This is a genomic window from Sporosarcina sp. NCCP-2716 (genome assembly GCF_023707985.1).
In the GTDB taxonomy this organism is placed as follows: Bacteria; Bacillota; Bacilli; order Bacillales_A; family Planococcaceae; genus Sporosarcina.
Map to the genome: position 1 here is coordinate 92,208 of NZ_BRCF01000002.1, position 24,800 is coordinate 117,007.

25 protein-coding genes are annotated in these 24,800 nt (G+C 54.8%); 7 read left to right on the plus strand and 18 right to left on the minus strand.

Annotation, left to right across the window (positions count from 1 at the left end; translation table 11 throughout):
- Positions 1–23: 23 nt before the first annotated feature.
- Positions 24–557 carry an NfeD family membrane protein gene (locus tag NFU03_RS04195; protein WP_251636382.1) on the minus strand — a complete coding sequence of 178 codons (534 nt, stop codon included), beginning with the start codon at positions 555–557 and terminating at the stop codon, positions 24–26.
- 250 nt (positions 558–807) lie between these two features.
- On the opposite strand from NFU03_RS04195, the gene NFU03_RS04200 reads away from it, so the two are divergent.
- From NFU03_RS04200 to NFU03_RS04215, 4 genes are all read left to right on the plus strand, one after another.
- A complete protein-coding gene (locus NFU03_RS04200) occupies positions 808–1,428 on the plus strand; it encodes a DUF47 domain-containing protein (protein ID WP_251636383.1) in 621 nt (206 codons plus the stop codon).
- Between the two features lie 11 nt (positions 1,429–1,439).
- Positions 1,440–2,438, plus strand: a complete 999-nt coding sequence (locus NFU03_RS04205; protein ID WP_251636384.1) for an inorganic phosphate transporter — start codon at positions 1,440–1,442, stop codon at positions 2,436–2,438.
- Positions 2,439–2,597: 159 nt separating this feature from the next.
- Positions 2,598–2,798, plus strand: coding sequence for a cold-shock protein (locus NFU03_RS04210; protein WP_025783780.1), 201 nt, complete (start codon positions 2,598–2,600; stop codon positions 2,796–2,798).
- 415 nt (positions 2,799–3,213) lie between these two features.
- On the plus strand, positions 3,214–5,328 hold the full coding sequence (locus NFU03_RS04215) for an MMPL family transporter (protein WP_251636386.1): 2,115 nt from the start codon (positions 3,214–3,216) through the stop codon (positions 5,326–5,328).
- Between the two features lie 62 nt (positions 5,329–5,390).
- On the opposite strand, the gene NFU03_RS04220 is transcribed toward NFU03_RS04215, so the two are convergent.
- Genes NFU03_RS04220 through NFU03_RS04230 form a run of 3 tightly spaced genes read right to left on the minus strand, consistent with a single transcriptional unit; the run spans position 5,391 to position 6,724 of the window.
- Positions 5,391–5,564 carry a hypothetical protein gene (locus tag NFU03_RS04220; protein ID WP_251636388.1) on the minus strand — a complete coding sequence of 58 codons (174 nt, stop codon included), beginning with the start codon at positions 5,562–5,564 and terminating at the stop codon, positions 5,391–5,393.
- Positions 5,561–6,037 carry a hypothetical protein gene (locus tag NFU03_RS04225; RefSeq protein WP_251636390.1) on the minus strand — a complete coding sequence of 159 codons (477 nt, stop codon included), beginning with the start codon at positions 6,035–6,037 and terminating at the stop codon, positions 5,561–5,563. Before NFU03_RS04225 ends, NFU03_RS04220 begins: the two co-directional genes overlap by 4 nt.
- A 39-nt stretch (positions 6,038–6,076) precedes the next feature.
- Complete coding sequence (locus NFU03_RS04230) at positions 6,077–6,724, minus strand: pentapeptide repeat-containing protein (protein ID WP_251636391.1); 648 nt, start codon at positions 6,722–6,724, stop codon at positions 6,077–6,079.
- A 262-nt stretch (positions 6,725–6,986) separates the two neighbouring features.
- Between NFU03_RS04230 and NFU03_RS04235 the strand changes: the two genes are divergently transcribed.
- Entirely contained in the window at positions 6,987–8,114 is a 1,128-nt protein-coding gene (locus tag NFU03_RS04235) for a CAP domain-containing protein (RefSeq protein ID WP_251636394.1), read from the plus strand.
- Between the two features lie 123 nt (positions 8,115–8,237).
- Here NFU03_RS04235 and NFU03_RS04240 read toward each other — a convergent pair whose 3' ends face one another.
- The 12 genes from NFU03_RS04240 to NFU03_RS04295 form a co-directional block, all read right to left on the minus strand.
- Positions 8,238–9,251, minus strand: a complete 1,014-nt coding sequence (locus NFU03_RS04240) for a DUF4179 domain-containing protein (RefSeq protein WP_251636395.1) — start codon at positions 9,249–9,251, stop codon at positions 8,238–8,240.
- Complete coding sequence (locus tag NFU03_RS04245) at positions 9,229–9,768, minus strand: sigma-70 family RNA polymerase sigma factor (protein WP_251636398.1); 540 nt, start codon at positions 9,766–9,768, stop codon at positions 9,229–9,231. Before NFU03_RS04245 ends, NFU03_RS04240 begins: the two co-directional genes overlap by 23 nt.
- A 135-nt stretch (positions 9,769–9,903) precedes the next feature.
- Positions 9,904–10,287, minus strand: coding sequence for a hypothetical protein (locus tag NFU03_RS04250; RefSeq protein WP_251636400.1), 384 nt, complete (start codon positions 10,285–10,287; stop codon positions 9,904–9,906).
- Positions 10,288–10,439: 152 nt separating this feature from the next.
- The gene (locus tag NFU03_RS04255) at positions 10,440–10,997 is read right to left on the minus strand and encodes a superoxide dismutase family protein (RefSeq protein ID WP_251636401.1); all 558 of its coding nucleotides are present in this window, start codon (positions 10,995–10,997) and stop codon (positions 10,440–10,442) included.
- A gap of 59 nt (positions 10,998–11,056) precedes the next feature.
- Complete coding sequence (locus NFU03_RS04260; protein ID WP_251636404.1) at positions 11,057–11,443, minus strand: hypothetical protein; 387 nt, start codon at positions 11,441–11,443, stop codon at positions 11,057–11,059.
- A 348-nt stretch (positions 11,444–11,791) separates the two neighbouring features.
- Positions 11,792–12,985, minus strand: a complete 1,194-nt coding sequence (locus NFU03_RS04265) for a class I SAM-dependent rRNA methyltransferase (RefSeq protein ID WP_251636406.1) — start codon at positions 12,983–12,985, stop codon at positions 11,792–11,794.
- An 89-nt stretch (positions 12,986–13,074) separates the two neighbouring features.
- Entirely contained in the window at positions 13,075–13,959 is an 885-nt protein-coding gene (locus NFU03_RS04270) for a DMT family transporter (protein WP_251636408.1), read from the minus strand.
- Between the two features lie 98 nt (positions 13,960–14,057).
- Positions 14,058–15,539 (minus strand): carbon starvation CstA family protein, encoded by a 1,482-nt coding sequence (locus NFU03_RS04275; RefSeq protein ID WP_251636409.1) that lies wholly within the window; start codon positions 15,537–15,539, stop codon positions 14,058–14,060.
- A 133-nt stretch (positions 15,540–15,672) separates the two neighbouring features.
- Complete coding sequence (locus tag NFU03_RS04280; protein ID WP_251636410.1) at positions 15,673–16,392, minus strand: LytR/AlgR family response regulator transcription factor; 720 nt, start codon at positions 16,390–16,392, stop codon at positions 15,673–15,675.
- Complete coding sequence (locus NFU03_RS04285) at positions 16,389–18,137, minus strand: sensor histidine kinase (RefSeq protein WP_251636411.1); 1,749 nt, start codon at positions 18,135–18,137, stop codon at positions 16,389–16,391. The genes NFU03_RS04280 and NFU03_RS04285 overlap by 4 nt, the downstream gene beginning before the upstream one ends.
- 82 nt (positions 18,138–18,219) lie before the next feature.
- Positions 18,220–19,233 carry an NAD(P)H-dependent flavin oxidoreductase gene (locus NFU03_RS04290; protein WP_251636412.1) on the minus strand — a complete coding sequence of 338 codons (1,014 nt, stop codon included), beginning with the start codon at positions 19,231–19,233 and terminating at the stop codon, positions 18,220–18,222.
- A gap of 17 nt (positions 19,234–19,250) precedes the next feature.
- Positions 19,251–19,445 (minus strand): YwbE family protein, encoded by a 195-nt coding sequence (locus NFU03_RS04295; protein ID WP_251636413.1) that lies wholly within the window; start codon positions 19,443–19,445, stop codon positions 19,251–19,253.
- A gap of 123 nt (positions 19,446–19,568) precedes the next feature.
- Here NFU03_RS04295 and NFU03_RS04300 point away from each other — a divergent pair, with 123 nt between their 5' ends.
- Both NFU03_RS04300 and NFU03_RS04305 read left to right on the plus strand, forming a co-directional pair.
- Positions 19,569–20,024, plus strand: a complete 456-nt coding sequence (locus NFU03_RS04300) for a MarR family winged helix-turn-helix transcriptional regulator (protein ID WP_251636414.1) — start codon at positions 19,569–19,571, stop codon at positions 20,022–20,024.
- Positions 20,021–22,675: an MMPL family transporter gene (locus NFU03_RS04305; protein ID WP_251636415.1), complete on the plus strand. Its 2,655-nt coding sequence runs from the start codon at positions 20,021–20,023 to the stop codon at positions 22,673–22,675. The genes NFU03_RS04300 and NFU03_RS04305 overlap by 4 nt, the downstream gene beginning before the upstream one ends.
- A 118-nt stretch (positions 22,676–22,793) precedes the next feature.
- Here NFU03_RS04305 and NFU03_RS04310 read toward each other — a convergent pair whose 3' ends face one another.
- Positions 22,794–23,915 carry an ABC transporter permease subunit gene (locus NFU03_RS04310; RefSeq protein WP_251636417.1) on the minus strand — a complete coding sequence of 374 codons (1,122 nt, stop codon included), beginning with the start codon at positions 23,913–23,915 and terminating at the stop codon, positions 22,794–22,796.
- Positions 23,912–24,796, minus strand: a complete 885-nt coding sequence (locus tag NFU03_RS04315) for an ABC transporter ATP-binding protein (protein ID WP_251636419.1) — start codon at positions 24,794–24,796, stop codon at positions 23,912–23,914. Before NFU03_RS04315 ends, NFU03_RS04310 begins: the two co-directional genes overlap by 4 nt.
- Positions 24,797–24,800: the final 4 nt, after the last annotated feature.

A 24,800-nucleotide genomic window follows, 5' to 3' on the forward strand; every position in this document is an offset into this window, starting at 1 on the left:
CCCCCTTTTTTCTGCTAAAAAAGTTATTTGAAACGGAAAGGCTCGTATTCTTTGACGATAAACGTCCCGGCGTCCACTTCGATGATCAGCACTTCTTTGCCGTAGTCGATCGGCACGTTTTCATAGCCGGCGGCCCGCTTCGACAGCACACCGTTCACTGTCTCGATCACAATTTCACCGAAACCGTCAGCAGGAATCGGTACGATCACCTTGCCGACTTTGCCGGTGAGTGATTCGTCGCTGTAGGCGATTGACACTTCAGCCGACTTCAGTGGCAGCAGGATGAAAAAGTAGAGCAGGAAATCTAAAATTGCCGCAGCACAAAGTGAAATTCCGAGTATGACACCGCTACCAAGCCCGGTCGCGAGTTCCAGCACATAGCCCCACGTCGCTGTGAGGGTAATGAACGGCAGCAGTACAGCCGGATCGAGCAGTGGGAACAGTTCACCCGAACCGTCTGTCAGATCACTGAAGAACAAATACAATAACGTTACGATTCCCGAGATGATCAGTATCGGCAAATACAGGTCTTCGATCGCCATCCCGAACACTTCCATTTCAAACACCCCCTTTGTCTATTCTATACGAGCTGCCCGTCAAAAGGATTCATTTGCAAGAAAATTTTTTCAACGAATTGAGTGATACTCCTGTTTTCTCCCAATTGTGAAAAATGTATGGATACGGCTCTGTCCTGCGCAAAAAAATTGTCGAACGGCGTAAATTATATTCGTCTTACCGGAAGGGATTTGCTATGATAGATGAGTTATCAACTTATAACAGATACCGATATCCAGATGGAGGTCAATCATGTTCAGTCCACGTAAAACAGATCCTTTCTTTGCTGCCCTGGTCGCCATTGCCGAACACGTGCAGGAAGCGATGCACTATGCGAATGACTATAAAGTGAATTCCGTTGCCGACCTGAAAGAGGTCAGCATCAAACTGAAGTGGTACGAAACGGAAGGCGACGACCTGATCCACGATCTCATCACGAAGCTCAACACGTCGTTCATGACGCCGATCGAGCGGGAGGACATCCTTCAGGTCGCCATCAAGATGGACGATATTTTGGATGGCGTCGAGCATTTCTCGGCGAACCTGGAAATGTTCTCACTGACGGAAATCGATGATTATATGCAGAAGTTCATGGAAAACATCACGAAAAGTTCCGACGAGATCGTGAAGGCCATGAAACTGCTTGAGCGCAAGAAACTCGTTGAAATGCGGGATCACGCGGTCAACATCAAAGAATACGAACGCATTTGCGATGAAGTGCTCCGCACGTCCATCAAGCAGCTGTTCGTGACGGAGACCGATCCGATCCGTATCATCAAGCTGAAAGATATTTACGAACTTCTAGAAGAAATCGCAGACTACTGCCAGGATGTCGCCAATCTGATTGAGACGATCATCATGCGGAACGCCTAAGGAGGCACACGATGGATACAGTTCTGCTTTTGACCATACTCATTGTCATCTTTGCGCTCGCTTTTGACTTCATCAACGGCTTCCATGATACAGCGAATGCGATCGCCACGTCCGTCTCGACACGTGCGCTGAAACCGCGTGTCGCGATCCTGCTGGCGGCAACGATGAACTTCGCCGGCGCCCTCACGTTCACCGGCGTGGCGAAGACGATTTCCAAGGACATCGTCGATCCGTTCACACTGGAAAACGGATCACTCGTCATCTTGGCGGCGCTGCTGTCCGCAATCATCTGGAACTTGGTGACGTGGTATTTCGGCATCCCGTCCAGTTCGTCGCATGCGCTCATCGGCTCGATCGCCGGTGCTGCCATCTCGGCGGCCGGAATCGGCATCTTGAATTACAGCGGCTTCATCAAAATCATGGAAGCCCTCCTGATTTCACCGGTCATTGCGATCGTGGGCGGGTTCGTCGTCATGTCTCTGCTGCGCCGCGTCTTGAAAAACCGGAATTTGTTCAAGGCCAACAAACGGATCCGTTATCTGCAGATCGTCACGGCGGCGATCCAGTCGTTCACCCACGGGACGAACGACGCGCAAAAAGCGATGGGGATCATCACGATGGCGCTCATCGCTGCCGACCTGCAGACCGGTGACGACATCCAGATGTGGGTCCGGATTGCTGCAGCGACCTCGATGGGTATCGGGACATCGATCGGCGGTTATAAAATCATCAAGACCGTCGGCGGCAAGATCATGAAGATCCGGCCGATCCACGGCGCGGCGGCCGACCTGAACTCCGCGGCCATCATCTTCGGGGCGACGCTTCTCCACTTGCCGGTTTCGACGACACATGTTATCTCTTCTTCCATCATGGGAGTCGGTTCCGCACAGCGCGTAAAAGGCGTGAAATGGGGCACCGCAAAGAAGATCGTCATCACTTGGGTGATCACTATGCCGATCTCCGCTGCCATGGCGGCGATATTGTACCAATTGCTTAACTTGTTCTTTTAATTCGAATCGTATGGGTTGCATTGCCATAGGACCTCTGTTAAGATAAAGAAGAATTATTTTTGTTCGGTGCGATGGTCAAGTTCCGCTTGACCCAGTCAAGACTTGAGCAAGGATAGTAACACAATGTATGCGAAAAACGCATACGAGGAGGAAACAAACATGGAACATGGTAAAGTAAAATGGTTCAACGCAGAAAAAGGTTATGGCTTCATCGAACGTGAAGATGGCGACGATGTATTCGTACATTTCTCAGCTATCCAAGGCGAAGGCTTCAAGACTCTTGAAGAAGGCCAAGATGTAACTTTCGAAATCGAGCAAGGCCAACGCGGTCTTCAAGCTACAAACGTTGAAAAGAACTAATTGAATCCAACCTTTCAAAACCGTCCCCACCTGGGGACGGTTTTTTTATGTTCATTTTTTTCGAGTGGTGCGTAACCCTTCGTTGAACGCGCGCATTTCCAGGGGTGCGCGTATTTCACCTGCGAACGCGCGTATTTTCTTGAGTGCGCGTAAATCACCCGCGAGCGCGCGTATTCTGACCCTGGGCGCGCGCAACTCATCGCTGAACACGCGTATTTTCCCGAACGCGCGTAAATCACCCGCGAGCGCGCGTATTCTGCCCCTGAGCGCGCACATTTCCCGTTGAGCGCGCGCAACGCAACGTTGAACGCTCGCATTCCCCGGGGCGCGCGTATCCCCCCGGCAAATCAGTTCCATTCCGGACGCCCACCCGATATGATGAAAGGAAGAAACTGCATAGAAAGAAGGACACGCCATGAAACGATTTTCAGGCTTCATCGCCGCCCGCTTCAAATGGGTCATCGCCGCCTGGGTGGTGCTGATCGCGGGACTTGCCGTCTTCGCGGTTGGGCTGCCCGGCCAGCTGGAGGGGGACGGCTTCCGGATGGATGGCGAGCAGGAGGACGTCTCCCGGACGCTCACCCGTGAATTCGACCAGCCGGACGAGACGATGTTTCTCGTCTTCGAACACAAATCGGACAGTGATATCGAACAGGCTCTCACCGCCGTCCAAAAACTTAACGTGACGGAAGGCATCGTGTCGCCGCTCGATGAACCCGCGCAATACAAAGACGATATTTCGTATGCGCTGCTGCAGTTCGACGACAGCCATAGCGACAAATCGGAACTCGTCGGCCGGATCCGTGACGCAGTCGGTACGGAACAGGGCATCACGCTGACCGGCCAGTCCCCGATCACGAAGGATATCAATACGGCCAGCCAGAAAGACTTGATGACGGCGGAAGCGATCGGACTGCCGATTGCGCTGATCGTTCTGCTGTTCGCTTTCGGTACCGTCACTGCGTCGTTCGTGCCAATCGTTATCGGTATCGCGACGATCATTCCGTCATTCGGTATATTGGCTCTGTTCGGCAGACAGGTCGACCTGTCCATTTTCGTACTCAACATCATTCCGATGCTCGGCCTCGCACTCAGCATCGACTTCGCGCTGCTGTTCATCAGCCGCTACCGCGAGGAGCGCAAACAGCAGCCGATCCCCGGGGCGGTCCGTACGACGATCGAGACGGCAGGCCGGTCGATCATCTTCTCGGCGTTCTGTGTGTTCATCGGTCTCGGGGCGATGCTGCTCATCCGGGTCAACATCTTCCAGAACATCGCGCTCGGCGGCATGGTCGTCGTGGCGATGGCCGTACTCGCTTCGATCACGCTCCTGCCTGCCGTCCTGCTCGTCCTGAAGGAGCGCATCGACAAAGGGAAAGTGCTGCGCGTCAAAAACGATACGGACGGCTGGCGCAAGTTCGCGGAAGCGGTCATTAAACGGCCCGTCCTGATAACCATCCTGGCGCTCGCCATTCTCGGGACCGCGCTCATCCCCGTCCGCAACATGACGCTGACCATCCCGCAGCTCGATTCGCTGCCGCTGTCGTACGACACCCGTTCAGCGTATGAGCATATGGAGGACGCGTTCGGCATGCGGGACGAATCTACTGCATTCGTCATCGCCGAGCGTACCGGCGGCTGGCAGGACAGCGCCGGACTGGAAGCGATCCAGGACGTCCGGCAGTCCCTATCGGAAGATCCGCTCACGAAGTCCGTGACGACGGTATTCTCCGAAAGCGGCCTGGACAGCCCTGCCGTTTTCAGCCAGGCGCTTCAAGTGCCGGAACAGCAGGCGAAGCTGCAGCCGCTGCTCGACGCGTTCACGTCAGGCGACCTGCTGATGCTCCCGGTCACCCTGGCCGCGGACGGTTCCTCCGATGAAGCGCAGGAATGGGCGCGCACCTGGTCTGAGAAAAAGACGCCGTGGAATCTCCAGATCGGCGGAGAGGCGAAGTTCAACCAGGAAATCTTCGATGAAATCGCGGACAATATCGTCTACGCGCTGCTGATCATCATCGTCTCCACTTTCATCATCCTGATGATCGCTTTCCGCTCGCTGCTCATTCCGTTCAAAGCGATCGTCATGAACATCGTCGGACTGTCGGCTTCGTTCGGACTGCTCGTCTACATCTTCCAGTACGGTCATTTCGGGCTTCATCCAGGAACGATCGCCCTGATCATCCCGGTCATCGTTTTCAGTCTCGTGTTCGGCCTGAGCATGGACTACGAGGTGTTCCTCATCTCCCGGATGCAGGAGTCGTACCTGGAGACCGGCGACAACGACCGCTCGACCGTCGAGGGACTCGCCGCCACAAGCAAAGTCATCACGTCCGCTGCCTTGATCATGATCGTGCTGACGGGCGCCTTCGCGTTCACCGATGTCATGCCCGTCAAACAGATCGGCGTCGGGATCGCCATCGCTGTCGCTATCGACGCGACGATCATCCGGCTGCTGCTCGTGCCGAGTCTCATGAAGCTGTTCGGCGATTGGAACTGGTGGCTGCCGTTCCGCAAGCACAACACAAAATAGCGCATGCAAAAGGCTGCCCGGCGGAATCAGCAACTGATTCCGCCGGGCAGCCTTCTTTGCGTTTATCGGAGAGGGATCTCCAGGCCGGCCGCTGCTTGTTCTGCAACCGTCACGCCCATCGATGTCCCGCTTTTCTCCTCGTCATGCTTGAACGTTGCCATCACTAAGAAATAGACAGCCGCGACTACGAGGACTGTTACGACAATCAGACCGATTGCGATCGTCTTGCCTTTCATCGGATAACGCCTCCGTCCTCCACTTTCTTGAAGCCTTCTTCTTTCAAGTACGCCACGGCTTCCTGATAGTCGCCGAAGCTGTCTTCGAGGTTATGACCGTGATAGAGGTTCCACGCGTCCTGCTCCTCTTTCAGCTCGAGTTTCGAGTTATGGCCGTCCAGCCACACTTCCACCACCGGCTCGGCCTCTTCTTCAGTTGCAGAAAGTCCCTCGATGGCGTCTTCGATCGTCTGGCGCAGCTCCGTTTCGGAAGCCTCGCGCACATTCACGAGACCGCGCTCGTCCGGTTCGTATCCCGGAACGCCCGCGACGTAGACAAACGCATTGCCGTTCGGGTGCAGATGCTGCACGACGACCGTCTTTTCGAACTTGCTGTCGGGATAATGGTAGTTGACCCGCTTCATCGACACCTCTTTGCGCGTCAACTCGGGATACGATTCGATAATTGCCTGTTTTTCTTCAAATGTAAGCATCTTCCTGTCCACACTCCTCGTCTGATTCGTTCCAGTATATCACGATTCGGGGCTGATCAATAACCCGAACATCCGTGCGAAACCGACCGCCTGCTCCCTTGAGACAGTGCACCCTCCGATTTTGGACGGCGTCACTTCCAGCTGCTCGAACGTACAGTCCGACAAATCCAGCCCGCTCAGCTCGGTCTCCCGGAAGTTCACATTCTCCAGTTGACTCCTGCTGAAGCGCACCGGTTTCAGTGCACATTCGAAAAAGTCACCTTCGGACAGCTGCGCATCGGTGAACTCCGTGCGTTCCAGCCGCCCGAGGCTGAATGTACTGTAGCGCATATCGCACTGACTGAACAGGACATCCATCACGGAGGACTGGGTGAAGTCCGCGCCCACCAGCTTACAATTCCGGAATTCACAGCGCCGCAGATCAATATGCGCAGCCTGTATATTCGAAAAGTCGCACCGTTCAAACACAGTATCCAGGAACGATGCGCCTGCCAGATCCATCCCGGCGAATGAACAATCCGTCACCGCCATGTCATCCAGCGTCACCGCCTGCCCGCTCCATGCGACCAGCGATCCGCCCGTCAATTCGGCATTCCGTACAGCGCGCTCCTCATTCAGCACCGGTGCCGCCGTCAAGGATTCCCGGCGTACCGATAACTTCGGATTCTTCCGCTTCCATTCCGCCACAGTCATCCCCCTATCTCGTCTTCCATTCGGTTATGATCACAATGACGATGACAACCGAAAAGGCCACCACGTAAAACCATTCCGGAATCACACTCAGCCCGCTGAACATACCCGTCACTCCCTTTGTCCGGATCCGCCCGCAGCTTCAGCGGCCGGAACTTCTTCTGCTTTCCAGTATACCTGCTTTTCATCCGCATGGAAAACGTTCCCGCTGTATCCGGACACCCTCTGCAAGGTATACTGGAAGAAGGAGGCGAATGATGTGAAACGATTATTCCTCTTGATCCTGCTGATAGCTGCCGTCTACCTTGCAAAACCGTTCTGGGAAGAGCCAGTTTCGAAGTACATCGATCTTTCCTTCCTCGACCCGGTAGACGAAAAGCTGGAAGGCATCGTCACAAAGGACACGATTGAATCGACTTACCATACATTGCGGGACGCAACCGAGGAACTGATCGGCATCGTCTCGTCAAAAACAGAGGGCATGCGCGATGCGAAGCAGCCGGTCGCCAAACCGGCGCTCGCCGCACCGACAGCTACACCGCTGTCCGTCAACAACCTGGAGATCGGGGCTTCGGCGGATGCCGTCACGGCTGCGCTCGGCCAGCCGAAACGTGAGTCGCTCAACGAATACGGCACCGAATGGAAGACGTACCATACCGATTACCAGAACTTCGTCATGGTGGCGTTCGACAAATCGAACCGAGTCGCCGCACTCTATACGAATGATGATCTCATCTCCTCTAAATCCGGCGTCCGTTATGGCTCCTCGAAGGCCGACGTCCGGAAAGCGCTCGGCCAGCCGCTGACCAAAATGCGCAAAGGGCTGAACGTGTACATTCTGCAGGAAGATGAAGGCATGGACCTGTTCAAGCTGGATGATGTCTATGCGTACGTATTCTACGACGTCCACCAGGATACCAAGGTGACCGCCGTCGAACTCGTCTCCATGGAACTCGAGAACCGCAAGAAAGGCCTGTACGCAGAACGGAGCGAAGCGCTGCGCAACGGTTTCGAGCAGCAGCTGTTCGACCTGACTAACGCGGCTCGCGTCCGGCATGGCCGCTCAATCCTGACATGGGACAGCGCAGTGTCGGGGACTGCCCGCAAGCATAGCGCCGACATGGCGGAGAACAATTACTTCAGCCATGACAACTTGAAGGGACAGTCTCCGTTCGACCGCATCAAAGAAGACGGCATCCGCTTCAAACGGGCCGGCGAAAACCTCGCCTACGGCCAATCCAGCAGCATCTTCGCCCATGAAGGGCTCATGAATTCCGAAGGCCACCGTGAGAATATCCTGCTGAAGGACTACAAGAGCCTCGGCATCGGCGTCAGCTTCAGCGAGGAATTACAGCCGTATTTCTCGGAAGAGTTCCTGCTGCGCTGATGAAAAAAACAGACCGCCAGCCCATCAACGGGCTTGGCGGTCTGTTTGTGCTTTTTGCTTTTTGCTTTTTGCTTTTTGTATCATCTTCGGCCTGCAGCCTTACAAGTCAGAGTTTCAACACTATCACTTTAAACTGACGGTGATTGGATCGAACTCAATCCTCTTGGAATCCGATTGCCCACTACTTACATGGGCGAATGGATAGAATGTAATCGATGTCGCTTGAGAGTCCAGTCCATGCACTGTTGCATTCCAAGTCAAATCTTCTGAGGTATCCCCACCCTTCGTTCCCTCCCCGCCATTATAAGGGACTTCATAGGCATTCCCCAAGTTATCGACTGCCGTCAGTTCAGCCTCGACCGCCAACCAGTCCTCCAACACTGAAGGGCGGACGTCCTGGAGATAATTCACCGTCAGATTGACTTCCGTTTTTACTGCATCCAGCAATTCGACTGTCACGCCATCTGTCGAGACCTGTTGGTGGATCGGGATATAAGTACCGGGTAATGCATGAAGAGAGAAGGCGAAGTTCCAATCCCCTTCAATTGTTTCCTGCTCTGCCATGATCGCCCCCGGTTCCCACGTGACATTTACTGTTTCACCATTCGTTTCATTGCTTTGCAAGGTCATCATTCCGACATGTCCGACACCTTCCACAAACTCCCCTTCTGCTCCTGCTGCGCTGATTTGCCCATTGATGAGCGGGGTCTCTTCAGAAGTGGGGAAAGAACCGAGGTCGCGGTCACTTTTAATTATGTAGGAAAGCGTCACTGTACTCCCATCGTAAAATGCCTTTTCTATAATAATATCGATGCCTTTACTGCTTGTAAGCAGACCGATGTCTGTGCTGATATCCTCATACGCCTGATAATATTCTTCCTGCAGGATAAAGTGATCGAAGGCTTCACCGATCACCGGAATTTGGGTCATGAATTTAGCAAATGCCGGTGATACGTAAGCAGATGAAATCATGCACAAGGAGATGATAGCAGCAGCAGATATATATGAGACCGTCTTCTTGAAAGAAATTTTCTTAGTAGGCCTTTTTTTAAATGCATTTGTTAAAATAGCATTCAGCTCATCTTCGGGAACATGGATTTTCTCGATAGCTTCCTTAATACGGTTTGGCTCGCTCATCTGTATACACTCCTTTTAATAATGATTTTAGTTTTATAAGACCGCGTCTCCCATTCGATTTCACGGTACCGATCGGTTCGCAAAGAACATCGGCAATTTGTTCAAACGTCAAGTCCGCATAAAATTTCAACACTAGCACTGATTTATATTTCTCCTCCAACTGGAACAGCGCCTGCTGTATATCCATTCTTTCCTCTGTCAGCAAATCGGCCTTGCGAGACACATCTTCCTTCAGCTGGTCTATCAGTACAATCTTTTGTTGTTTTCGCAAAATGTCCAAGGAAGCATTTATGCAGATCTTCATTAACCACGTCGAGAAATATGAGGGGTTCTTCAGCTGATGAATAGATTCTATCGCTAAGAGAACGGTCTGCTGAAACACATCCAATGCGTCAGACTGATTCTTAACATAACTGAAACCCGTGCGATATAATTTCTGCTTATCTTGCTGAATGAGATACAGAAGTGCTTCTCGATCACCTTTTATGGCTTTCTTCACTTTCTTTTCTTTGTGCATGCCTGTTTCACCACCCTATCTATTAGAGAGTGTACGATCCAAAAAAGATGCAACTATTTCTGGTATATCCGATAATTGTTGGCGAGCACACAAACAGACCGCCATCCCATCAACGGGCTTGGCGGTCTGTTTTAGTTATATGAGGAACACATTGTCGAGCGGTACTTGCTTGCCGTTCACTTCGATGATGATTGTTCCGCCTTCTTCGTTCTGTTTGAATTGAAAGACGTGGATTTTCATATCGCTGCCGTCCGCCTTCGTATTCAGCCGGATCGTCGACGTATCGTTGTCACTGTCCACAGACGAGGAGACCTCGCCGGATGCCCGGAAGACCAAGTAGGCGGTGCCGTCACCCTGGTTGACCATATACAAGGTGTCCTGTTTGCCGAGCAGTTCCTGTTTTTGGATGATGTCCTGGACATCCGCCGGCACTTTCTTCACTTCGCTGAAATCCGAGACCGCTGACTGACACGCAGCCAGCAGCAATACAGATAGCAACAGCACAACAACCTTCTTCATAAAAGCCTTCCTCTTTTCCCTGGCGACTAACTATTCAGCCTTTTTACCAATTGTATCATAATCGGCATGGAAAACTGGCACTTTCCCGAAACAAAAAAGCATTGCGCAGGGCAATGCTCGTTTTGATTCAAACGATGTAACATGGATTGCGGTCACTTCGATTTCAATTCGCCGCAGACGATCCGGTCGCCGGAGTTGCCGGCCGGGTCGGTTTTGTAATCATCCGCTTCTGCGTGGATGACGATCGAACTGCCGTCTCCGTCCAATAAAGAATTCGGTTTCCCCGGCTGCAGCGTGACATCATGCATCGTCACTTTCACGGCAACCTTGCCATCCTCGCCGACTTCCAGATTCGGCAGGTCGCCGAGATGGAAGCCTTTCGGATTATCGAAGCCGTGCTGTTTGCCTTTCGGATTGAAATGGCTGCCAGCGGATTTGAAATCCGGCGGCGTACAGACCGCTTTTTCATGGAGATGAATGCCGTGGGTACCAGGCGGCAGCCCTTCCGCCCGCAAACTGATGGTCAAGGCGCCGTCAGCATCGGTGAAATGGGCTTCACCGATTTCGGTGCCGTCTGTGTCGATGAGAATGGCTTCAGCTGTCTTCCCTGCATCCGCGCTGACCGGGACTTTCGTTTTCATCGAACCGCAGCCGGCCAGAACAATGGTAAAACCGAGTGTGATGAGTAGTGGCCATATAAAACGAGTCATAATAGTGGGTGAGCCTCCTTATGGAAAGGATGGCCCGGATCCGCTAAATTATGTGCCTTTTACAAACTTATTTCATCGCTCATTTCAAAGACATCGAATACGTCTTGCTGGATGATGAGTGATATGATCTTGTCGTTCTTCTTGAAGTAGTGGACATTTCCGACACGGGCATCGGCCAGCTCGGTCCATCCCCATTTTTCAATCTCTTCCAGATACTCGGCTGGCGGCGTTCCTTCTTCGTCACCGATTCCGTTCATTTTGTATTTCGCGGATTTGGCGATTTCCGTTGTGCAGTCTTCCGGCTTCAGTTCATAGGCATTTTTAGGAATAGGGAAACCTTCGTTGATGACCGCCATGCGGTAGCCGTCCTCGTTGGCGAACGTGTAGGAGCAGCCGGACAGCAGCAGTACTCCGAACACCAGCAGCATACCTGCCCATCGTTTCATAAGCTTGACCTCCCGAAGTCGTTCTGATACTTCAAGCTTACTTCATAATTCCGCCGCTGTCTCTAACGTTTCTGTGACAGAACAGGACATTTCTGCCTCATACTCTCCACAGGAAATGCTTCGCCTGGCGAAGCACACCAGTCAGTCTTTGCTTGTTTTGTTGCTGCGCGGCCATGTTTGTTGGCAGACAACGAAAAACCGGCCGCGGATGAGGCTTGCGGCCGGCTGGGTTATGTGCGTTTTTCGCGATTTATGAGCGGTTTCTCAACTTTATGAGCGGTTACCATAACTTTATGAGCGTTTCCCACAACATTATGAGCACGTTCCCGCTCTCACCCGCAACACCCGTCACTTCAACTTCTGGATAATACACACTTTCAGGTAGTTGAATTCTGGATAATCCCGGTTTGTGCGGAAGTCCTTCGGCAGCGAGGAGTCTTCCAGGATTTTATAGCGGTGGCCTGCGGCTTTGAAGGCGTCGTCGATGAACGTCTTGAACTTTTTCATGCTGAAGCTCGCGTTGTTCGTCGAGGCGACGATGATGCCGTTCTTTTCCGTGATCGCGATCGCGTCCTGCAGCAGCGCCGGGTAGTCCTTCGCCGAGCTGAATGTCATCTTCTTGGAACGGGCGAAACTCGGCGGATCGAGTACGACGACGTCGAACTTCAGCTCATGCCGCTTCGCATACCGGAAGTAGTCGAAGACGTCCATCACTTTGATGTCCTGCGCTTCGTAGTCGATGCCGTTGACGCTGAACTGCTCGATCGTTTTCGCCAGACTGCGTTTCGCGAGGTCGACACTCGTCGTCTTCACAGCACCGCCGAGCGCGGCTGCGACTGAGAAGGCGCCGGTGTACGAAAACGTGTTCAATACGTGCTTGCCTTCCGAATAATGGTCGCGCAGTGCTTCCCGCACGTCGCGCTGATCGAGGAAGACGCCTGTCATTGCGCCGTCGTTCAGATCGACCGCGAAGTTCATGCCGTTCTCTTTGACGATGATCGGGAAATCGCCAGGTGTGCCGGAGACGTAATCATCCTGGTCGATGTACTGCCCTTTCGTGTCGAAGCGTTTCTTCTCATAGACCGCTTTCGCGTCCGTGATCTTGTCCAGCACGCCATAGACGTGATGCTTCATGGAGTAGATGCCTTCGCTGTACCAGCTCACCATGTAGTAGCCATCGAAATAGTCGATTGTCAGGCCGCCGATGCCGTCGCCTTCGCCGTTGAACAGGCGGTAGGCGGTCGTCTGCGTGTTCATGCGGAAGCTTTCACGTCGTTCGAACGCGGCGGTCATCCGGGATTCGAAGAACGTAAAGTCGATCGCTTCGTCCTCTTTTCGTGTCAGGACCCAGCCGATCCCTTTGTTCTGGTTGCCGTAATACCCTTTTGCGATGAATCTGCGGTTCCGGTCGATGAGTCGGAGCAGGCTCCCTTCGTCCTTTAGGGCATCCAGATTCATTACGGCATCTTTCAAGATGAGCGGATATCCTTTTTTCAGGCTGCTTGCGCTTTTATCGTTTACGAGTATATCTATCGTTTTCATTGTGTCATCCTTTGTTTGCGTCCGGATTGACCGGCCGCGCATTTTCTCCATTATCGCACGTTTCGGGCCGGATTGCGATGAGTTTCCTTCTAGCCGGCAGACTGTCCGCTCCGCCGCCGCGCCAGAAAACCGGGCTTCGTCTCCGCCAGCAGGATGGCTGCGAGGATCAATGCCGCACCGGCAAGCATCTGGAACGTGACTGTTTCATGCAGCATGAGGATGGAAAAGATCATGCCCCAGAGCGATTCCATCGACAGCAGGATGGCCGCTTTCGTTTCCGTAACGTGCTTTTGCGCGACGGTCTGCAGCAGGAACGCTATCGTCGTCGAGAACACTCCTAAATAGAGCAGCGACGCAGCAGATTCCGGTGTGACAGGCAGCGCCGCTTCCCCGCGTATGCCGACGGTGATCCAGGCGATGGCGGCCGCTGCTGTCATCTGGACGAGTGTCAGTGTGATGGCGTCTTCCGTCTTCACGAACTGGCCCGTATAGAAAATATGGAACGCGAACAGCACCGCACATAGCAGCGACAGCACATCCCCCGGATTGACGGACAGCGAACCGTTCAGCGACAGCAGCGCAATCCCGATCATGGCAAGAAATGCCCCGGCCACTTCGTATGCGCCCACTTTTCTGTGATACAGAACAAACGCGATGAACGGAACGACGAGCACATTGACCGCTGTCAGAAATGCATTGTTCGATGGTGTGGTGAATTGCAGGCCGACTGTCTGAAGCGCGAACGCCCCGTATAGGAAAACGCCGAGCAGACTCCCTTTCAGGACAGCGGCGAGTGACAATCCGGCCAACTTCCGATGGAACACGACAATCAGCAGCAACGCCCCGATTGCAAATCGTCCCGCCAATATCTGATACGGCGTGAAGTAATCCAGCGCAATCGCAGAGACCGGAAACCCCGTCCCCCAAATGATGGCCGTCACGAGCAGGCCGATTTCCCCAATGTATTTCCGCATCCCATTTCCCCCTGTCTCCCTTCAGTATACAAGGGAACAAGAGGCGGACGGAAGAACAAATTGAAAACCCCCGGGGTCAGCCCCCGGAGGTCCATCAGTTATTCAGGTGCGGCCGCCGTGGCAGCCCCGGCCAGGGCATCGTCCCAGTCCGGCGCTTCGACTTCAAGCGGTACTTGGTTCCTCCGCGCTTTCACAGCTGCGAAGAAGAACAATGCGACGAGGAAGATCGAGATGACACTTGCGCCGATCAGCGATACTTCCATCGGCAGGCGGAAACCGATCTGAGCGTTCAGGATGTACGTCGTCGTCGCCATCAGCATGAATGTGCCCGGTACGAGGGCGATCCAATAATTCTTCCCGGCGATGAACAGATACATCGCAGCGACGAACAGTGCAATGACTGCTGTCGACTGGTTCGCCCAGGAGAAGTACCGCCACAGGATGTCGAAATCGACGAATGTCAAGGCGATTGATACCGCGAACAGCGGCAGGGCGATCCAGAGACGGCTGGACATTTTAAGCTGCGGAAGCTTGAAATAGTCCGCTATGATCATCCGGGCGCTCCGGAACGCCGTATCGCCTGATGTGATCGGCAGGATGATGACGCCGAGGATGGCGAGCGTGCCGCCGATTGCACCAAGCATGAGTGTCGATGCTTCACTGACGATCATCGCAGGACCGCCTGCAGCGAGCAGTTCGTTCAGGCCGACCGGGCCGTTGAACAGTGCCATTCCGGCAGCTGCCCAGATCATTGCGATGATGCCTTCTGCGATCATCATGCCGTAGAAGATCTTACGTCCCTGTTTTTCACGCTGTGTCGTACGCGAGATGATCGGCGTCTGTGTCGCGTGGAATCCGGACAGCGCCCCGCACGAAATGGTCAGGAACAGCAGCGGGAAGATCGGAATGTTATCCGGGTGCAGGTTCGACAAGGACAGTTCCGGGATCGGCGCGCCTTTGATGAGCATTCCGCCGCCGACACCAACTGCGCTGATGATGAGCAGCAGGCCGAAGATCGGGTAGAAGCGGCCGATGATCTTATCGATCGGCAGCAGCGTCGCCAGGATGTAATAGATGAAAATAGCGGCAACGATGAGGCCCATCGCCATCCAGCCGTTCATCAGGTTATACAGGAGACCGGCCGGTGCCGAGACGAACACCGTTCCGACAAGCAGCAGCAGCAAAATTGCGAAAGCGTTTACAAGATGCTTCATGAATTTACCGAGGAACTTCCCTGCAAGTTCCGGCAAGTGGGCACCGCGGTTGCGGATTGAGATCATCCCTGTCAGATAGTCATGTACCGCACCTGCAAAAATGGCACCGAGTACGATCCACAGGAATGCGACCGGCCCGTAAAGCGCCCCCATGATCGGTCCGAAAATCGGTCCGACGCCAGCGATGTTCAATAGTTGGATCAATGAATTCTTTTTCGTGTTCATCGGCACGTAGTCGACGCCGTCCTGGTTGGCGAACGCCGGTGTCTGGCGTTCCTCCTTCACACCGAATACCCGCTCGACGAATTTGCCGTACGTGAAGTACCCGACAATCAGAAGTGCCACCCCAAATAGAAACGTATACATATATCCCCCGTCCTTTCTCTGTTAGAAGTCTATACTGATTATAAAACAAACATTCTAACAACTTGAGATCCAGGAGATAACATGTCGGTTTCGCCGTCTGACATGCCGTTTTTCCAATCTGACGTGCAGCCTGTCACTGTTCCAGTTTATCCCGCAGCGCCTTGGCGTAATTCCGGCTGACGGACAGCTGCTCCTTCCGGCCTTCCAGCTCCAGCTGATATGCCCCGTTGAACCACGGCGACAGACGCCTGACATGCAGCAGATTCACAAGATAGCTTTTGTGGATACGGAAGAAGGAAAACGGGACGAGCCGCGTCTCCAGTTCCTTCAATGGCAGTCTGACCTCATACTCCCGGCATTGCGTCACGATGCGCGTCCGGTTGTCTTCCCGGCAGACGTACAGGATATCCGGGATCGGCAAATAATCGATCTCCCCGTCCTGCTCGATAGCAAGTTTCCCGAGCGGCGGCGTCCGGACGGTTTCCTGCGTCCGTTTCGCCCGAATCCGGTCGAGTGTCTGCTGGAGCTGCTCTTCGTCATACGGCTTCAGCAGATAATCGACCGCATCCACCCGGAACGCATCTGCCGCGAATTGCGGGTAGGCGGTCGCAAAGACGAGGTGGGGCGGCTTTTTCAGCCCATTTGCGATGAGGGCAGCTTCCAGACCGTTCATCTTAGGCATTTCGACGTCCAGAAAGAGGACATCCGGCTCCAATTCGATCGTTTTCATGACTGCCGCGTCACCGGAATCCGCTTCCCCCACCACGTCCACGTCAGGGTGATGTCCGAGCAGGTAGATCAGCTCCTCGCGCGCGTAGCGTTCGTCGTCGGCGACAATGACCCGTATGCTCACGTATGCACCTCCTCTTTCTTAACGCCCGGAATGGAGAACCGGACAATCGTGCCCTTTCCATCCGGAGCCAGGAACCGGAGCCCTGCCTCTTCCCCAAATGTCATGACGAGCCGGCGGTGGACATTGTAGAGGCCCATTCCAGTCCCCGTCTCGGACGCCACCGGCTCTTGGCCGAGCAGCGGCACCCGTTCTTCTGTGATGCCCTTGCCGTTGTCCCGCACGGTGATGACCGTCTCCTCGGCCTCCAGCCGGATCGAGACGGTCACAACACTGCCGCTCGCCATATCGGCGATGCCGTGTTTGATGGCATTCTCGACGATCGGCTGCAGGGTGAGCGGCGGGATGAGCCGGGACAGCAGCGACGGATCGACGTCCAGACCGACCGTCAGCTTGTCGACGAACCGGGCCTGCTCGATCTGCAAATATGCCTGGACGTGGGCGAGTTCCTGCTCGAGTGTCACCCGAGCCGCCGTTGTCCCTTCAACATTCTGCCGCAGGAACTTCGACAACGACGTGAGCAGCTGGCGGGCCTGATCGGGATCGGTGCGTATCAATGAAATGATGACGTTCAGCGAATTGAAGAAGAAGTGCGGGCTGATCTGCGCCTGCAACGCTTTGATCTCCGCGTCTTTCGCCAATTCGTGCGCCTGGCCCGCCGCAGCAATCTCCAGCTGATCGCTCAGCAGTGAACTGAGCCCGTCGATCAGTTCGATCGTGACATCGGTGATCGCCTTTTCGGACGGATAATACAGTTTGAGCGTTCCGACGACTTCCTCCCGGCACTTCAGCGGCGCGATGACGGCCGCGCCGAGCGGGCAGCCGTCCCGGATGCAGTGGATCGCCCCGTCATCCGCCACGACGCGTCCTCCATGCTTCAGCACTTCTTTCGTAATGTGTGTCTGGATCGGACTGTGCGCCCGGTGGTGATCACTTGCGACGCCGACATGGGCGAGGATTTCGTGCTGGTCCGTCATGGCGACGGCACTCGGCGACAATTCGCGATACAGGATGCGGCACACTTCCTCGGATGTTTGGGGCGTCATCCCCTTCCTTAGATGGGCGAGCGTCTGATTGGCGATCCGCAATGTTTTCTGCGCCTGCAAAGCGGTCGCCCTGTCCTGATCGGCCAGCACGTTATAGACGATGAGCAGGAAGATGGCCGTCCCGACACCGTTTGCGACAATCATCGGCAGGCCGATCGTCTGCACGAGCGCCCAGCTTTCGGAAAACGGCTTCGCCAGCACGAGGATGAGCCCCATCTGCATCGCTTCCGCGAAGGCACCGATCAAAAACGCCATGACAGGATGGACCGTTTTCCCTTTCTTATAGAAGTAACTCGCCAGGACACCCGACAGGATCGTCGACAGGCCGCATGAAAATGCAGTGAACCCGCCGAGCGTCATACGGTGGAGGCCGGCGATCAGTCCTGCCCCGAGGCCGAGCCGCCAGCCCCCGAGCAGTCCCGCGACCACAATGCCGATGACCCGTGAATTGGCGATCGCCTCATCCCCCGCCAGATTCATCGAAACGCTGTTGAAATGCAGCGTACCCGTACTGAAGGCGACTCCGAAATAGGTACCGATGATACCGAATGCACCGAAGAAAAGAATCGCATTCACCGTCTGGCGGCGGGTAAGCGTATCCTGGTGAATGAGCTGTTTGAAAAACCGGAACCGTGTCAGGATGAACGCCACCGCCACGATCGTCCCGACGCGCTCCAGCATGATGATCAGCAGATCGAGCATCCCGGCACCATCCTTTTCACTAATTATAAAATAAATTCCGTCTATTTTAAAGAAGAGAATGCATTTGCATCCTCCCCAAACTTTATTCCGCTAAAAATCGAGCGACGATCTCCTTGACCGTACCGCTGCCGGACCGGGCCACTTCCGTACCTGCCCACAGCGACAGGAATTCCGCATTCCCTTGAACGGCCGCTTCCTTCCGCAGCCGTTTCGTCAAGTCATTCTGTATCGGGTATGGCGCAATCGGCGAACCGGCCATCTGATCGATGAATGCATTGCGGATCCCGCGCGCCGGCCGTCCTGAAAAGACGGACGTGATGACGGTCGGGTCCCCAGCTGCCTCAAGGACGGCCCCCTTATAGGCAGGCGCCGCCCCGCTCTCGTCCGCCGCGAGCAGCACCGTGCCGATCTGGACAGCTGCCGCTCCGGCTGCGAGCAGCTCACGCATCCGGCTGGCCGTCGCGATGCCTCCTGCTGCGATTAGCGGTATCTCAAGTTTTTCCGTCGCTTCGGCAAGCAGTCCGTCCAGGGTGACGAGCGGACCGTCCGGCTCGAACGATCCCCGGTGTCCCCCCGCTTCCGCCCCTTGGAGAACGACCATATCCATCCCGAGCTCTTCAACGGCAACGGCTTCTTCAACTGTCGTTGCAGTGCCGGCGACGATGATGCCGGAGTCCTGCAGTGCTTGCACCGATTCGCGTGCCGGCAGTCCGAATGTGAACGAACAGACCGCAGGCTTCTCTTCCAGAACGACCTGCAGCTGCCGCTCATAATCCGGTTCGGACAGCGGCGCCTTCCAGAACGGCAGGCCCAGTTTCCCGCCGATCGGCTGCAGCGCAAGGTACGCATTGCGGATGTCCTCCTGGACGAATGGCGGGTCGTCCGGAACGAACAGATTCACCGAAAACGGCAGATCGGTCAGCTTTCGTACATCCGAAATCGCTTCCCGTGTCGCGTCCGCTGTCAGATACCCGGCACCGATTGAGCCGAGCAGCCCTGCTTCCGCACTCGCCGCGGTGAATTCGGGAGTCGTGACGCCTGCCATCGGTGCCTGGATGATCGGATACTTGATGTTCAATGAATGAAGTGGATTCATCGGTCTCCTCCTCGTATTCAGTCTAAAATGTCACACACCCGGCCGACTTGTCCGTCCTCGAGCCGCACTTTGATGCCGTGCGGGTGGTGCGCCGAGTTCGTCAGCAGGTCTTTGACGATCCCTTCCGTCTTCACACCGCTGCGCTGATCCTTTTTCAAGATGACATTCACCCGCAGTCCGGGGCGCACATCGCTTCGGTTTTTCCCGTCCATGTCCATCACTCCTTTTCTTCTAGTTTAGCATAGTTCCCATAGCAGCTTTTGCGCAAAAATCTTTCTAGTTGACGGCCGATAGTTTATCCCCTAAACTAGTATTTAGTTTATGGGGGTGAACTTATGAAAAAGGAAATGATGCAGGAAGCGATTGAACTGTTCGAGGAAGTAATCATTTACGGAACAGAGCACTTCCTGAAAACGGTTCAGGCACCGCTGCTCGACAAGTATTCCCCCGAGCAGATTCAGACGCTCAAACTGCTGGCGGCATACGGCTCGCTGTCCAACAGCAAGCTGGCGGAACTGCAGGGTGTGCACAAAAGCGCTATCACTGCGCGCATTAAGAAACTGGAAGATAAAGGGTTCGTCCAGACAGCACGTTCGACGCACGATCAGCGTGCTAAAGTCGTCCAGCTGACGGAAGCAGGGCGGCAGGCGCTTGCCGATTCGAACGCGGCCATCAACGACTCGATCGCCACGCTGTTCGACGGTGAAATCTCGGAAGAGGAACTGAGTCAATTCGTACAGACATTCCGTAAATTGAAAGATATTTTAAAGATGAAGGAGCTTGACAAATGAAGACCATTTTAAAATTCCGCTGGCCGATTTTCATCGTCCTCGTCGGACTCGCGGTCGGACTGCTGTTCGTCGCACCGGACCTCGCCAAACAGGCGGAAGAAGCAGGTTCCTTCCAGTTATCGAAAGAGGCCGACTCGCAAAAAGCGGCGGACATCCTGGAAAAAGCCGGCGCTTCGGAAGATACCCTGTCGCTCGTCTATGACTTCGACAAAGCGGTCACCGATCAGGAAAAGAAAGACGTCCAGGCGACCGCCAAAAAAATTGAAGACTTAGGGAAACCTGTGACAGACGTCATGGATCCGTTCGAGAGTGAAGAGATCGAAGATCAGCTCGTTTCGGAGAATAAGAAAACCGTCCTCGTACCGATCACTGTCGACGGATCGAATGACGACATCATCGCACTCAGCAAGACGATCCGGACAGAAATCCTGCCGAAAGACAAAACGGTCTACTTGACAGGCGAAGCGATCATCAACAACGACGTCAACGACAGTGCCCAAGAAGGATTGAAGAAGACCGAAGTCATCACAGTGGTCCTCATCTTCGCCCTCCTGCTCATCGTGTTCCGCTCGATCGTGACACCAATCGTGCCGCTCATCGCAGTCGGGATCACCTATCTGCTCAGCCAGTCGATCGTCGCGTTCTTCGTCGACTGGTTCGGCTTCCCTGTATCGAACTACACGCAGATCTTCCTCGTCGCGATCCTGTTCGGTCTCGGCACGGATTACTGCATCCTGCTGCTAAGCCGCTACAAGGAAGAGCTCATCGAGGGACATGAAATCACTGAAGCGATCGTCAACACATACAAAACTGCCGGCCGCACACTGATCATCAGTTCACTCGCCGTATTCATCGGCTTTGCAGCAATCGGTTTTGCGGACTTCCCGATCTTCAAGTCCGCCGTCGCGGTAGCAGTCGGGATCGCAGTCCTGATTCTTGTGCTGTTCACCGTCGTGCCGCTGTTCATGATGCTGCTGAAAGACAAATTGTTCTGGCCGTCCAAACAAGCGACATCGCACAACGACAGCAAACTGTGGATCGGCTTCAGCAAACTATCCGTTGCGCGTCCCTTGCTGTCTATGGCGATCGTCGCCGTCATTACGGTGCCTTTGCTGCTGACGTATGATAACGACCTTTCCTTCAATACAGTGGATGAAATCGATCAGTCGAAAGAATCCGTAAAAGGGCTGAACCTGATCTCCGAAGGATTCGGCTCTGGCGATTCCCTCCCTGTCCAGGTCATCCTGAAATCCGACAAGTCGATCGTCGATGAAAAAGATGTCCCGTATTTGGAAACGATCAGCCGCAACTTGGAAAAAGTCGACGGCGTTAAATCCGTCCGGACGATCACCCGTCCGACAGGTGAGCAGATCGAAGACTTGGATGTCGACCATCAGCTCGGTCTGATCGCCGATGGCTTGCAAGAAGCCAACGACGGCATCAAGCAAGTGCAGGACGGCCTCGGCCAGGTCGAAGGCGGCCTGAATGACGTCACCAGCCAACTGCCGTCCGGTTCCGCTGCATCTTCTGGCGGCGCAGGGTTACGCCAAGCCGCGCAAGGCATCGGGCAGATCAACGCCCAGCTCGGCCAGATCGCCGGCGGCTTAACGCAAGGAATGCCCGCAGCGCAGGCAGCAGGCGGATTGAATGCCCTGTCCGCAGAGCTCGGTAAGATCTCCACAAGCCTGAATGGTGCAGCCGGTCAGCTCGACGGTTCCGGTGCTCAGATCGGCCAGCTCAGCGGCGGACTCGGACAGCTCGCGAAAGGGGTCACCGATTCGAAGAAAGGACTGACCGACATCAGCAAAGGGCTCACCGAAGTGACCGATATGCTGAAAGACATGAGCGAGACGCCGAGCATCCGCGATACCGGTATCTACATCCCGTCCGGTACGCTCGGGGATGAAGAATTCAAACCGGTCATCGATCGCTACACGTTCGGGGACGAAACGGGTATCCTGATGGAAGTCATCCTGAAAGACGATCCGTATTCCCGCGAAGCGATCAGCGTTGTCCACGACATCAAGGACAGCGTGAAGACATCCATCGTCGGCACACCGTTCGAAAAGACGGACGTCGCCTTCGCCGGGATTTCCAGCATGAACTCCGACCTCGATGACGTGTCGTCAAAAGACTTCACGCGCACCGTGACCATCATGCTCGTCGGCCTGTTCGTCGTCCTGACGATCCTGTTCCGCTCAGCGATCATGCCGCTCTACATGATCGGGTCACTGCTGCTGACGTATTACACATCGATCTCCGTGACGGAACTCATCTTCGTCAACGGACTCGGCTACGACGGCATCAGCTGGGCCGTGCCGTTCTTCGGCTTCATCATGCTGATCGCGCTCGGCGTCGACTACTCGATTTTCCTGCTCGACCGCTTCCGCGAAGAGAGCATCAAAGGCAGCAAGATCGGCGACGCGCTGCGCATCTCCATGGCGAAGATGGGCACGGTCATCATCACCGCCGCCGTCATCCTCGCCGGCACGTTCGGCGCGATGATGCCGTCCGGCGTCCTGAGTCTCGTGCAGATCGCGACCATCGTCATCACCGGCCTCCTGCTGTACGGCCTCATCATCCTGCCGCTCCTGATCCCGGCGATCACCGTATCGTTCGGCCGCGGCGTCTGGTGGCCGTTCCGCCGGTGACCTGCAACCGATAACCAAATGAAACCGCGCGGAACAGATACTTACTGTTCCGCGCGGTTTTTCATTGAGTTTATGGTAATATCACTAGTCGCTTAACATCCCTAGACTTCATACGGATTTAACTTGCAAGCCGGCTCTTCCTCACTTCCCGCACAGCTACCATCAGTAAGACAATCGCAATCACCAATGTAACGGGCAATGCTTCGTACCACGTCCGGCCGTTCTGCAGCTGGAGAAGGTCGCCCGGGAACAGGTTTAGGAAGGGATTGATCCACCCAGGGATGAACCCTCCGAACAGTTTCGTGACGCCGTAGCCTGCGCCGAGTGTTCCGAGGACAGCGGCCAGCACGGGCAGCGTCTTCTTCACATACAGGCTGTACAGCAGGATCAGCGCGATGACGAACAGTGCCAGGATGGATGTGATCACAAGTCCTTCCGTCAGCTGGAGTCCAAGATCGGCAAACTCCGAGGCGCCGTCTTTTTCGATAAGCACCGGATAGTGGAACGACCCGTCATCTCCGAAAAAGAAACTCACCGCTGCGGCAGCAATCATTGCCGTGAACAGCGCCAGGATATACGCGATGCAGGCCGCACCCAATTTACTGAGCAGCCAGTGTGCCTTCCGGATCGGCTGGGTGAACAGCAGGTTGACGGACAGGCTTTCATACTCGGACGCGAGGATGTCCCCCGCAAGCAGCAGGATGAGCAGCAAGCCGCCGCCATACATCCAGAGCGATGCGATCTGCTGCAGGAAATTCGGCAGCGCGATGCTGTACGCGCTATGTTCCGGCCGGATGCCGCGCTCCAGGAATTCGCTGTTCAGGGCGATGGTCCGTTCGATCTCCTTGACGGAAAGCGGGCTTTCCCCGCCCAGTTCCTTGTAGGCCAGAGTTGTTTCGAGAATGCCATTCTGCACGTCGAGATTGTGCTGCCACTTGTCATGGGAGAAATTCGCCGCGAGGTCATACAGCGGGTCCCGGATCTCCAGATTGACGGCCTGCAGCTCTTTCTGCTTCTCATTCTCCGGGTCTTTCTCCAGCATCAAGATATGTGTGCGGCCATTCGCCTGACTCGTCCGGACCTGCGCATCGATCGCCTGGCGTTCCGCTTTTTCGACTTGCGCCTGGAACGCCAGGTTGCGGACGAACAGCAATATGACAAATGCCGCGAGAACGGCGAGAACGGCCAGCGTCTTCTTGCTTAACAGCAGTTTTTTCAGTTCGAACCAGAAGAGTGTCATCGCAGACTCTCCTCTGCAAACAGTTCCTGGTAGCGCCGTTCCGCTCCGATTTTCCGGTTATCGATGCGGAGGATGGTCAGCCCGGCCGCCTTCAGCTGATCGAGCACGTCCTGCAGCGGCGTCTCCGTCTCCAGGAATTCGATCTGCCGGTCTTCATTCACCGTACAGGACAGATCCGTCGCCGCCAGCACGGCTGTGATCCGATCGGGTTTGTCGACCGTGATCGTATATTCGCTCCTTGAGAAGTCCTGCAAGGATTCCTTCAGCAAGGCCCCGTCTTTCATGAAGTAGATCGTGTTCGTCAGACGGTCGATTTCGTCCAGATTATGACTGGAGATGAAGATCGTCGTCCCTTCCGCGTGGAGTTCCAGCAGGATATTGCGCATCGTGATTGCACTGGAAGGGTCCAGACCGTTGAGCGGTTCGTCCAGCAGCAGAAGTTTCGGCTCGTTCAAGATGGCCATTGCGAGCAGCAGATGCTGCTTCATGCCGAGCGAATAATTACGCACCCGTTTCTTCATATACGCGGTCATCCCTACCCGATCGGTCACTTGGCGGATCCGATCGGCCGGCAGCTGCTGGATGCTGCACACGAACTTCAGATGATCGTAGCCGGTCAGGTCCCCGTAGAGGATCCGGTTGTCCTGCAAATAGGAGACTTCCTTGAACAGGGAGATGTCCGTATTCTTCTTCCCGAGCAGCTCGATCTTCCCTTCCTGGAACGGCAGCAGGTTCGTCATGCAGTTCAGGAGCGTCGTCTTCCCGGAGCCGTTCGGACCGACGAGTGCGATGATCTGCGGCTCATCGACCGTCATATCGATCCCCTTCAGTACGTGCTGCTTTTTATAGTGTTTGTGCAGGTTTTCGACTTGGATGATCATCGGG

Coding starts and splice junctions, on each gene's coding strand:
- NFU03_RS04200 (WP_251636383.1), top strand. CDS start 808: ATGTTCAGTCCACGTAAAACAGATCCTTTCTTTGCTGCCCTGGTCGCC.
- NFU03_RS04250 (WP_251636400.1), bottom strand. CDS start 10,287: ATGAAGAAGGTTGTTGTGCTGTTGCTATCTGTATTGCTGCTGGCTGCG.
- NFU03_RS04255 (WP_251636401.1), bottom strand. CDS start 10,997: ATGACTCGTTTTATATGGCCACTACTCATCACACTCGGTTTTACCATT.
- NFU03_RS04195 (WP_251636382.1), bottom strand. CDS start 557: ATGGAAGTGTTCGGGATGGCGATCGAAGACCTGTATTTGCCGATACTG.
- NFU03_RS04220 (WP_251636388.1), bottom strand. CDS start 5,564: ATGAAAGGCAAGACGATCGCAATCGGTCTGATTGTCGTAACAGTCCTC.
- NFU03_RS04315 (WP_251636419.1), bottom strand. CDS start 24,796: ATGATCATCCAAGTCGAAAACCTGCACAAACACTATAAAAAGCAGCAC.
- NFU03_RS04260 (WP_251636404.1), bottom strand. CDS start 11,443: ATGAAACGATGGGCAGGTATGCTGCTGGTGTTCGGAGTACTGCTGCTG.
- NFU03_RS04245 (WP_251636398.1), bottom strand. CDS start 9,768: ATGCACAAAGAAAAGAAAGTGAAGAAAGCCATAAAAGGTGATCGAGAA.
- NFU03_RS04265 (WP_251636406.1), bottom strand. CDS start 12,985: ATGAAAACGATAGATATACTCGTAAACGATAAAAGCGCAAGCAGCCTG.
- NFU03_RS04285 (WP_251636411.1), bottom strand. CDS start 18,137: ATGCTCGATCTGCTGATCATCATGCTGGAGCGCGTCGGGACGATCGTG.
- NFU03_RS04290 (WP_251636412.1), bottom strand. CDS start 19,233: ATGAATCCACTTCATTCATTGAACATCAAGTATCCGATCATCCAGGCA.
- NFU03_RS04305 (WP_251636415.1), top strand. CDS start 20,021: ATGAAGACCATTTTAAAATTCCGCTGGCCGATTTTCATCGTCCTCGTC.
- NFU03_RS04270 (WP_251636408.1), bottom strand. CDS start 13,959: ATGCGGAAATACATTGGGGAAATCGGCCTGCTCGTGACGGCCATCATT.
- NFU03_RS04295 (WP_251636413.1), bottom strand. CDS start 19,445: ATGGACGGGAAAAACCGAAGCGATGTGCGCCCCGGACTGCGGGTGAAT.
- NFU03_RS04310 (WP_251636417.1), bottom strand. CDS start 23,915: ATGACACTCTTCTGGTTCGAACTGAAAAAACTGCTGTTAAGCAAGAAG.
- NFU03_RS04210 (WP_025783780.1), top strand. CDS start 2,598: ATGGAACATGGTAAAGTAAAATGGTTCAACGCAGAAAAAGGTTATGGC.
- NFU03_RS04225 (WP_251636390.1), bottom strand. CDS start 6,037: ATGCTTACATTTGAAGAAAAACAGGCAATTATCGAATCGTATCCCGAG.
- NFU03_RS04215 (WP_251636386.1), top strand. CDS start 3,214: ATGAAACGATTTTCAGGCTTCATCGCCGCCCGCTTCAAATGGGTCATC.
- NFU03_RS04300 (WP_251636414.1), top strand. CDS start 19,569: ATGAAAAAGGAAATGATGCAGGAAGCGATTGAACTGTTCGAGGAAGTA.
- NFU03_RS04275 (WP_251636409.1), bottom strand. CDS start 15,539: ATGTATACGTTTCTATTTGGGGTGGCACTTCTGATTGTCGGGTACTTC.
- NFU03_RS04240 (WP_251636395.1), bottom strand. CDS start 9,251: ATGAGCGAGCCAAACCGTATTAAGGAAGCTATCGAGAAAATCCATGTT.
- NFU03_RS04205 (WP_251636384.1), top strand. CDS start 1,440: ATGGATACAGTTCTGCTTTTGACCATACTCATTGTCATCTTTGCGCTC.